Origin of the sequence: Allopontixanthobacter sediminis, assembly GCF_009828115.1 — a bacterium.
Classification (GTDB): Bacteria; Pseudomonadota; Alphaproteobacteria; order Sphingomonadales; family Sphingomonadaceae; genus Allopontixanthobacter; species Allopontixanthobacter sediminis.
The window spans coordinates 1,185,532-1,194,408 of the sequence record NZ_WTYL01000001.1 but is presented as its reverse complement, the minus strand read 5'-3'; the positions used below and the strand labels follow the sequence as shown (position 1 = coordinate 1,194,408).

The window sequence follows — 8,877 nt, the reverse complement described above, 5'->3', positions numbered from 1 at the left end:
TTCGCCGTCATGCGTGGTCTTTCGTCGACGCGGAATCCGCAGACCCATCGGATCGGTTACGAGACAATCCTTTCGCTTTTCGAAGGTGGCGGCGCGGTCGCGGAAATGACCGATTTCGACCGCGCATATCTCTCAGCACTCTACAGCGGCAGCAACGGATTTTCCTTCGATCAGAAGACGCGGCAGATCGCTCAAGAGGTGGCTGCGGAATCCGAGTAGTTGGGCTGGCCCACTTACCGCGACCTCCTGACGAACGCGCTGCACTCGATCCCTGGCCTGTGCGGACTTCGCTATCGGCTTGAACCCGATGTATCTCGCCGACTTATTGATCGACGCCCTTGATCTTGCCCCACTGGCGCGCTGCGGTGTAACCGAGGTAGCCGGTGCCGAATAGCGCGTAGAGCGGCTCGGGCAGACCGCCGAGATAGGAATTCATGCCGGACGCGATATCCTGCGCCATTGCCGGTTTGAACGCGGCGAGCACGCCCATCGGCAGCGCCCACAGGATCATCACATACATCACGTAAAGGAAGCTCGGGCGGGCGCGGCTGGTCCACGGGTCGGCGGAATTGGCTTCTGCGACAATCGCTGTCATCCGCGCCTCGATGGCCTGCAATTCCTGCGTGCCTTCCAGTTGCAGCAATTCCAGTTTGGCCCGGGCGCGGGCTTCCTTGTCGGGGATGATCTTGTCAATGATCAAGGCGATCGGGCGGATAAGCGATTCGAGAATTGGCATTGGCTGCTCCAATAGTGCGATTCGCGCTATCGGATAACCATATCGGTTCGTGTAGGAAAATTGATTAGCCAAACCGCCACGCGATTGTAGCCGTGTATCGGTCTACCCCGCCGGGCTGCGCACTGCGCGCTTCATTTGGGGGGCTTGTAAGCAGGAATTCTTCCACTGGTCGGGACGAGAGGATTCGAACCTCCGACCCCCACACCCCCAGTGTGATGCGCTACCAGGCTGCGCTACGTCCCGAACCGGTGGAGCGGGCGCCTATATGGCGGTTGCTCCGACATGGCAAGGCTCACGAACACGCTGCGTCACGCAGCACCGCTGTCTCGGCGGCTTTGCCGCGTTGCTCTGGCGAAACTAAGGTGCTAGGCGCGCGCTTCTATACGCCGGGAGTGCGGCAGGACTGCAAGAACTTGCGTTTCCTTCAGGCTCTCCCCACCTTGCTGCCTCACGATAAACAGGTTCCTTCGATGATTGATTTTCTTGCCGCAGCTGCCAGCGCAGAAGCGCCGCCTGCCTGGATCCAGTTCCTGCCGTTGGTGGGGATGGGGCTTATTTTCTGGTTCCTGATCATTCGCCCGCAAATGCGCCGGCAGAAAGAACATGCGACCAAGATCGCCGCGATCAAACGCGGCGACCAGGTTATCACCGCGGGCGGATTGCTGGGCAAGGTCGTCAAGGTTGACGAAACCTACGCGGAAATCGAACTGGCGCAGGGCGTCCGGGTGAAGGCGGTCAAGAGCGCCATCGGTGATATCGTACCGCCTGCCGGTTCAGCAGCAAACGACTGAGCGAAGGCACCAAGATGCTCGAATTTCCGCGCTGGAGAAAAATCTGGCTTTGGTCGGTCACCCTGATCGCCATCGCCTGCGCACTTCCGTCGATCCTGTCGATGAGCAATTTGCGCTGGCCCGATGCTTTGCCAAGCCCGACCGTCAATCTCGGTCTCGACCTCGCGGGCGGCAGCCATATCCTGCTTGAAGCCAATCCGGCGCAGGTCGCCGAACAGCGCCTCGAGAACATGGAGGAAGCGGTTCGCAACACCATGCGGCAGGCGGAACCGCGGATCCGCATCGGGGATGTGTCGACCAGTGAAAACCAGCTCGGTTTCATGGTGGAAAGCGCAGCCGACGTCGATCGCGCGCGCGAATTGCTGCTGCCCCTCGTCAACGGCACCGGGCTCACCCGCGAATGGAACCTGTCGGTAGTCGATCAGACGCGCTTCGTGCTCGAACCCACCGCTGACGGCATCAGCAATGCGGTCACTGACGCGATGGACAGCGCCACCGAAGTCGTCCGCAAGCGGATCGATTCGCTCGGCACGCGGGAGCCGACCATTATCCGTCAGGGCGACACACGTATCGTTGTCCAGGTTCCAGGTCTTCAGGATCCGGATCAATTGAAGGCGCTGCTCGGACAGACCGCGAAGCTCGAATTCAAGCTGGTCGACCAGACCGCGCTGCCTTCCGATTTGGAACAGGGCATTGCGCCTCCGGGTAGCCAGATATTCCCTTATGCCGAGGGCAGCGATTTTGCCGGAAGTTCGATCGCCGTTCGCCGGCTCGGCGGGATCAAGGGCGATTCGCTGACCAATGCGCAGCAATCGGTCGATCCCCAGACCAACGAAGCGGTGGTCTCGATTACTTTCGACCAGGCAGGCGGCGCGAAATTCGCCCAGCTGACGACCGAAAACGTGAACAAGCCTTTCGCCATCATCCTCGATGGCAAAGTCCTGTCAGCGCCGAATATCAACGAACCGATCCGCGGCGGCAGCGCACAGATTTCGGGCAACTTCACTACCGAAAGCGCGAACGCGCTGGCTATCTCGCTGCGCTCCGGCGCGCTGCCGGTCGACCTGACGGTGGTCGAGGAACGCACGGTCGGCCCCGATCTCGGCGCCGATTCGATCAAGAAGGGCCTGCTCGCGATGGGCATCGGGTCCTTGCTGGTGATCCTGCTGATGGTCTTCACCTATGGCCGGTTCGGGATCTACGCCACCGCTGCGCTGGTGCTCAACGTGTTGATGCTGCTGGGGATCATGGCGGTGTTCAACACCACTCTGACCTTGCCGGGGATTGCCGGCTTCGTGCTGACGATCGGCGCCGCGGTGGACGCCAACGTGCTGATCAACGAACGTATCCGTGAAGAACGCAAACGTGGCCGGCGTGTGGTCGCGGCGGTGGAAAATGGCTATAAAGAAGCCAGCCGCGCGATTTACGATGCCAACATCACCAACTTCATTGCGGGTGTGCTGCTGTTCATCTTCGGGTCCGGCCCGATCCGCGGGTTCGCCGTGGTGCTGATCATCGGCCTGTTCACCAGTGTCTTCACCGCCGTCACCCTGACGCGCCTGTGGGTAGCCGGCTGGTTGCGCAAGGCACGTCCGCAAGACTTGAACATCTAAGGGGATAAGGGAACATGCGACTGCTGAAACTCGTCCCTGACGATACGAACCTCAAGTTCCTGCGGTACCGGATGCCGTTCTACGTGGTCAGCCTGCTGCTGATCGCGGCGAGTTGGGGCTTGGTTATGACCAAGGGCCTCAATTACGGCGTTGATTTCGCCGGCGGACAGGAAGTCCGGCTGACTTTCTCGGAACTGGAAGAGGCCCCGATCCCGTCGCTGCGCGAACAGATCGGGGCGCTGGGATTCGGCGATCCGGTGATCCAGCGGTTCGGTGACGCCAACCAGGTTTCGATCCGCGTCCGCCTGCCGGAAAATGTCGAGAACACCCCCGGTGCGGCGACCGCAATCGGCAACCAGGTAATCTCGACCATCGAATCCACTTACGAAAACGTGATCCGGGATGGGAACGACACCGTTTCCGGGAAAGTCGCGGGCGAATTTCGCGAGAAGGCGGTGTTGGCTTTGCTTGCCGCGATGCTGGCGATTTCGCTGTATATCTGGGTGCGTTTCGAATGGCAGTTCGGCGTGGGGGCCCTGTTTGCGCTGGTCCACGACGTGTCGCTGACGCTGGGGATGTTTGCGCTGTTCCAGATGGAATTCAGCCTTCAGATCATCGCCGCGATCCTCGCGATTATCGGGTATTCGCTGAACGATACGATCGTCATTTATGACCGTATTCGCGAAAATCTGAAGAAATACCGCAAGATGCCGCTGCCCGAATTGCTCGACCTGTCGGTCAACGAGACGCTTGCCCGCACCGTCATGACATCACTGACGCTGCTGATCGCGCTGGTTCCGTTGCTGCTGTTCGGACCGGCCAGCCTGTTCGGGCTGGTGGCCGCGATTACGCTGGGCATTTTCGTCGGAACTTACAGTTCGGTGTACATGGCGGCACCGATCTTGATCTGGCTGGGGGTGAACTCGAACAGTTTCATCCCGCAGGAAGGTGTTGCGGACAAGCAGGAACGGATCGCTCGCGGCGAATCCTGAGCTGTGCGTCAGGCGCAGATCAGGCGGCGGTAATATTCGGCCAGTGATGCGGCGTTTTCGGTCCAGCTGAACCGCTCGGCCGTTTTCGCCACCGCTTCCCGAGGGGGAGGGTTCGCCAGTATTTGGCGGATGCCTTCCGTTACGCCGGACACGCTACGTTCGACGATCAACCCCGCTTCGGGAACGGTGACCACCTCACGCGCGGCGCCAGCATCGCAGATCACCAACGGAGTGCCGCAAGCCAGCGATTCCACCCAGGCGTTGGCGAGGCCTTCATGCGAGGAAGGCAGGACCATGGCGTCCGCCGCTGAAAGGATGATCGGCAGGAGATCGTGATCCACGATGCCCGCAAAATGCACCCGGTCCGCCACACCCAGCGACCGCGCCTGCGTTTCCAGTCTTTCCCGGCTTTCGCCCGATCCAACCAGCAGCATTTGGACTCCGGGTAGCGCGGGCAGGCTTTCGATCACCAGTCCCTGTCCCTTGCGCGCGGTGAGCGCGCCGACGGTCGCCAGCAACGGCTGGTCGTCCGATAGTCGGAGGCCGAGTTCTTCACCCAGCCGTCTCCTGATGCTGGCGTGATCCAGCGGGCGGAAGCGGTCGCGGTCGAGGCCGGTGCGGTTGAGGACGATCTTGCCGCGGTCCATGCCCAGCCGGACCATGTCTTCGGTCAGCGCGTCCGAAACGGACAGCAATCCCGCCGCCTGATCGCCCGCCGCCAACATGGCGCGCCGCGCGAATTGCCGATGACTCCAATAGGAAATGTCGGATCCCCGCGCCTTGATTGATAAGGGCAGACCGAGATCACTCGCGATGCGCGCTGCAGCGGGACCGTCGGGGAAGAAAAACTGCGCATCCACCAGGTCGAACGGAGACTCCGCGTGAAGCCTTCGCGCAAGGGCGCGCACCGATCGCGCGATGAGGGCGGGATTGAAACGTACGCCGAACCGCGGGATCAACGGGAACGTCGGGCGATAGACCTGCACCCCGCGTTCAGTCCCGTCCACCGCTGCAGCGGCAAGCGCGCGGTATTTCCCGAACGCGACAGGCGGCACCCCGATCGGGTTGATGAGTGTCACCTCCCAATCGCCGCGCGCGGCCAGAGCCTCCAGCGATCGGGCGACGAATGTGCCGAAGCGCGGGGTGTGCGAATTGGGAAACAGCGTCGCGATCGACAGAAGGCGGTTCATAATTTCCGGACCAGCATCTCGGCGACCGCAATCCACGGCGGATCGTCGACCACCTGCTGTTTCTGGCCGGCGCCGGGTGGCAGGACGCCGACCATGGTGCCCTGGCGGTCGATCAGTCGGCCAAATGCAAAGCGGCCGCCTTTGCGCGGGACGAGCACGTCGCGATTTATCGCGCGGGCCGTATCCTCGGGGCCGAGTTGCCGTAGCCAGATCTGGTCGCCCGGGCGATACTCGCCGCTGCTTTCCTCGACACTCAGGACCATTAGCGGACGGTCTCCGCCCAGGTCCGTCGCCAGGATAGCGTCTCTCGGCGCGCGCAGGGCCTCGGCGCCGGATTGGCCCAGCGTGGCCACGACCTGGGGGTGGGCGGCGGCTTCCGACCGGACCAGCAATTCGGGCTCGATCTCCAGCGCGGCGGCAATCCGGTCCATCCATTTGATCGACAGGTTCCGCATCCCGGTTTCCAGCCGGCCGATGGTTTGCGCGGTCGTGGGCGGATCGCAGGCTTCCGCAAGATCGGCGAGGGTCCAGCCCTTTTCTTTGCGGATATCCCGGATACGGTTGATCACGCGAAGTTTCCCTTTTTAACCAGATCGGTTTTTTCTTTCCTACAGGTGGTTCGTTTTGGCAAGCGCGATTTACCGTGATGGTCAAGGGGAACTGCAATGCGCCGACACTTAGCGACTCGCGAATTAACCGCCGAAGGTCCGCGCCGGGGAACCGCGGGTGCGAATGCGCGCACCCGCAGCGTGACCGTCAACCTGGCTGAATCGCCGCTCGCATGGCTGCACGCCCGCGGCCATCTGGACGACCGTCTGTTCGATGCGAGCGAGCGGCTACGCGCGGATTACGAGCGCGCCAGCCTGGGTCCGTCGGTTACAATGCGGTGGGATGCCGTGCGGATCAGGGGGAGCGGAGATAGCGGCCTCAGCGCAACGGAGCGGCAGATTGCGGCCAAGGCGCGCTTCGACGGAGCCATGGCCGCGGCCGGCGGCGGGCTATCCGACATCCTGTGGCGGGTCGCTTGCGGATGCGAGAGCCTGCCCGATGCGGAGAAGGAATTGTCCTGGCCCGCGCGCAGCGGCAAGCTGGTGCTCAAACTGGCGCTGGAGCGGGTGGCGGATTTTTACCGGCTCAGCTGAGTGTCCGGCTGACCATGTTGCGCAGGACCGGCAGCACCTCGGGCTCGAACCAAGGATTCCGGCGCATCCAGATCGTGCTGCGCCACGAGGGGTGCGGCAGCGGCAGGAAGTCGGGCAGGAATTCGGTGAAGCGCCGAATTCGCTCGGTCATGGTCCATTTCGCGGTGTCCGGCAGATAGCGGGCTTGCGCGTAACTGCCGACCAGCACGGTCAGTCGGTCGGATGGCAGCACTTCCATCACGAGGTCATGCCACCTTGGCGCGCATTCGCGGCGCGGCGGCAGGTCACCGCTGGCGCCTTTGCCGGGGTAGCAGAACCCCATCGGGACCAGAGCAACCTGCGACGGATCGTACATCTGCTGTTTCGAAAGTCCGGTCCATTCGCGCAGCCGGTCGCCGCTGGCATCGTCCCACGGGATACCGCTTTCGTGCACCTTGGATCCGGGGGCCTGTCCGATAATCAGTAGCCGCGCGCTTGCAGAAAATTGCGCGACGGGCCGCACGCCGCCGGGCAGGTGGTCCGCGCAAATCCGGCACGCGGCGATCTCCTGCGCAAGTGTACTCACCCTTCGGCCATCTCCGCCAATTCCAGCCAGCGTTCTTCGGCGGCCTCTTTTTCGGCGCGGGCGTTCTCGATGCCCTGGCTGATATTGGCGAATTTCTGGGGGTCTGCGGTGTAGAGTGCCGGATCGGAAAGGATTTCCTCGCCCTTGAGGATGGCCGCTTCCAGCGCCTCGATCCGGGCAGGCAATTGCTCGAGATCGCGCTGGTCGCGGTAGCTGAGCTTGGCGCTTTTGGGGGCAGGAGGTGCGGGCGGGGCTGACGCATCCGACTTGCCGGACTTGGCCTTGCCCGGTTCGCTGCGCTTGGTCCGCTGCGCTTCCCAATCGGCATAGCCCCCGGCAACGATATCCACCGTGCCGCTGCCGTCGAGGCCGAGCGTGATCGTCACCGTCCGGTCGAGGAAGTCGCGGTCATGGCTGACGATCAGGACCGTGCCTTCGTAATCGGCGATGACTTCCTGCAACAGGTCGAGTGTTTCCAGATCGAGATCGTTGGTCGGTTCGTCCAGCACCAGCAGGTTCGATTTGCGGGCAAATTCGCGCGCCAGCAACAGGCGCGAGCGCTCGCCGCCGGATAGCGTGCCGACCTTGGTATCGACGAGGCCCGGGTCGAACAGGAATTCCTTGAGGTATCCCTGCACGTGCTTGCGAACCCCGCGCACGTCGATCCAGTCGCCGCCCTCGGCCACGATGTCGCGGACGGTTTTTTCCGGCTTCATCAGGCTGCGTTGCTGGTCGATCATCACGCCGGTCAGCGTCTTGGCGATGGTCACCGTGCCGCTATCCGGTTCCAATTCGCCGGTCAGCAGCTTTAGCAGCGTGGTCTTGCCCGCGCCGTTGGAACCGACCACACCGATCCGGTCACCACGCTGGATGCGCAGGGTGAAATCCTTGATGATCGGCCGGTCGCCGAAGCTCTTCGAAACCTTGTCCGCGACAATCACCGACTTCGATTTGTTGCTGTCGTCTGCTGAAAGCCCGAGTTTGGCGGTCGCGCCGGGAGTAATCATGGACGCGCGGACGGCACGCATCTTGTACAGCGCCTCCAGCCGGCCCTGGTTGCGTTTCCGGCGCGCGGTAACGCCCCGTTCCAGCCAATGCGCCTCGATCTTCAGCTTCGCGTCCATCCGGTGCGCGTTGCGCGCTTCCTCGGCATAGACCTGCTCTTCCCATGCCTCGTAACCGCCGAAGCCAACGTCCTTGCGGCGGATGGTCCCCCGGTCGAGCCAGATGGTCGCGTTGGTCAGGCGTTTCAGGAAGGTCCGGTCATGGCTGATCACCACGAACGCGCCCTTGTAACGGGTCAGCCAATCTTCCAGCCAATCGATCGCGGCGAGATCGAGGTGGTTGGTCGGCTCGTCCATCAACAACAGGTCGGGGTCCATCGCCAGCGCGCGCGCAATCGCGGCGCGGCGGCGCTCGCCCCCGCTGGCACCGGCAGACGGAGTAGTCATGTCAATCCCGAGTTGATCGGCAATCGCCTCGACCTCGTGCTCCGCAGGTGCATCGCTTCCGCCGAGCGCAAAATCCATCAAGGTTTCATACGGCGCGAAGTCCGGTTCCTGTTCCAGCACCACGATTTTCGTGCCGGGTTTGACCTTGCGTATTCCCTTGTCGGCTTCGACCTGGTCCATGATCATGCGGAACAGCGTGGTCTTGCCCGCGCCGTTACGCCCGATCAGCGCCAGCCGGTCGCGCGGGCCAATATGCAGGTCCAGCCCCTGGAACAGCCAGCGGCCGCCCTGCTGCAGGCCAAGCTGCTCCCAGCTGAGGATCGGGGGTTGGGCCATGGGCGCGGCGCTTAGCGGGGCGAGGCCGTGCGGTCCAGCATACAAACATCAATCAGGAACA

Annotated in this window: 10 protein-coding genes and 1 tRNA gene; 5 read left to right on the top strand and 6 right to left on the bottom strand. The window is 62.7% G+C overall.

What is annotated here, in order from left to right; all coding sequences use genetic code 11:
• The coding region (locus GRI65_RS15230) for a hypothetical protein (RefSeq protein ID WP_232843928.1) at positions 1–219 on the top strand (219 nt) is incomplete at its 5' end.
• 103 nt (positions 220–322) lie between these two features.
• On the opposite strand, the gene GRI65_RS05855 is transcribed toward GRI65_RS15230, so the two are convergent.
• Together GRI65_RS05855 and GRI65_RS05850 are read right to left on the bottom strand one after the other, a co-directional pair.
• Positions 323–736 carry a holin family protein gene (locus GRI65_RS05855; protein ID WP_160755522.1) on the bottom strand — a complete coding sequence of 138 codons (414 nt, stop codon included), beginning with the start codon at positions 734–736 and terminating at the stop codon, positions 323–325.
• 166 nt (positions 737–902) lie between these two features.
• Positions 903–979, bottom strand: a tRNA-Pro gene (locus tag GRI65_RS05850).
• A gap of 227 nt (positions 980–1,206) precedes the next feature.
• Between GRI65_RS05850 and yajC the strand changes: the two genes are divergently transcribed.
• Genes yajC through secF form a run of 3 tightly spaced genes read left to right on the top strand, consistent with a single transcriptional unit; the run spans position 1,207 to position 4,132 of the window.
• Positions 1,207–1,527: a preprotein translocase subunit YajC gene (gene yajC / locus GRI65_RS05845; RefSeq protein WP_160755521.1), complete on the top strand. Its 321-nt coding sequence runs from the start codon at positions 1,207–1,209 to the stop codon at positions 1,525–1,527.
• A gap of 14 nt (positions 1,528–1,541) precedes the next feature.
• The gene (gene secD / locus GRI65_RS05840) at positions 1,542–3,140 is read left to right on the top strand and encodes a protein translocase subunit SecD (protein ID WP_160755520.1); all 1,599 of its coding nucleotides are present in this window, start codon (positions 1,542–1,544) and stop codon (positions 3,138–3,140) included.
• A gap of 14 nt (positions 3,141–3,154) precedes the next feature.
• Positions 3,155–4,132, top strand: a complete 978-nt coding sequence (secF, locus tag GRI65_RS05835; RefSeq protein WP_160755519.1) for a protein translocase subunit SecF — start codon at positions 3,155–3,157, stop codon at positions 4,130–4,132.
• An 8-nt stretch (positions 4,133–4,140) separates the two neighbouring features.
• Here the strand turns inward: secF and GRI65_RS05830 are convergent, their stop codons facing one another.
• A complete protein-coding gene (locus GRI65_RS05830) occupies positions 4,141–5,322 on the bottom strand; it encodes a glycosyltransferase (protein WP_160755518.1) in 1,182 nt (393 codons plus the stop codon).
• Positions 5,319–5,891: a helix-turn-helix transcriptional regulator gene (locus GRI65_RS05825; protein WP_160755517.1), complete on the bottom strand. Its 573-nt coding sequence runs from the start codon at positions 5,889–5,891 to the stop codon at positions 5,319–5,321. The genes GRI65_RS05830 and GRI65_RS05825 overlap by 4 nt, the downstream gene beginning before the upstream one ends.
• Before the next feature lie 96 nt (positions 5,892–5,987).
• Between GRI65_RS05825 and GRI65_RS05820 the strand changes: the two genes are divergently transcribed.
• Positions 5,988–6,464, top strand: a complete 477-nt coding sequence (locus GRI65_RS05820; protein WP_160755516.1) for a DUF6456 domain-containing protein — start codon at positions 5,988–5,990, stop codon at positions 6,462–6,464.
• Here the strand turns inward: GRI65_RS05820 and GRI65_RS05815 are convergent.
• Both GRI65_RS05815 and GRI65_RS05810 read right to left on the bottom strand, forming a co-directional pair.
• Complete coding sequence (locus GRI65_RS05815; RefSeq protein ID WP_332872606.1) at positions 6,457–7,029, bottom strand: uracil-DNA glycosylase family protein; 573 nt, start codon at positions 7,027–7,029, stop codon at positions 6,457–6,459. The genes GRI65_RS05820 and GRI65_RS05815 overlap by 8 nt on opposite strands.
• Complete coding sequence (locus GRI65_RS05810; RefSeq protein ID WP_160755515.1) at positions 7,026–8,816, bottom strand: ABC-F family ATP-binding cassette domain-containing protein; 1,791 nt, start codon at positions 8,814–8,816, stop codon at positions 7,026–7,028. The genes GRI65_RS05815 and GRI65_RS05810 overlap by 4 nt, the downstream gene beginning before the upstream one ends.
• Positions 8,817–8,877: the final 61 nt, after the last annotated feature.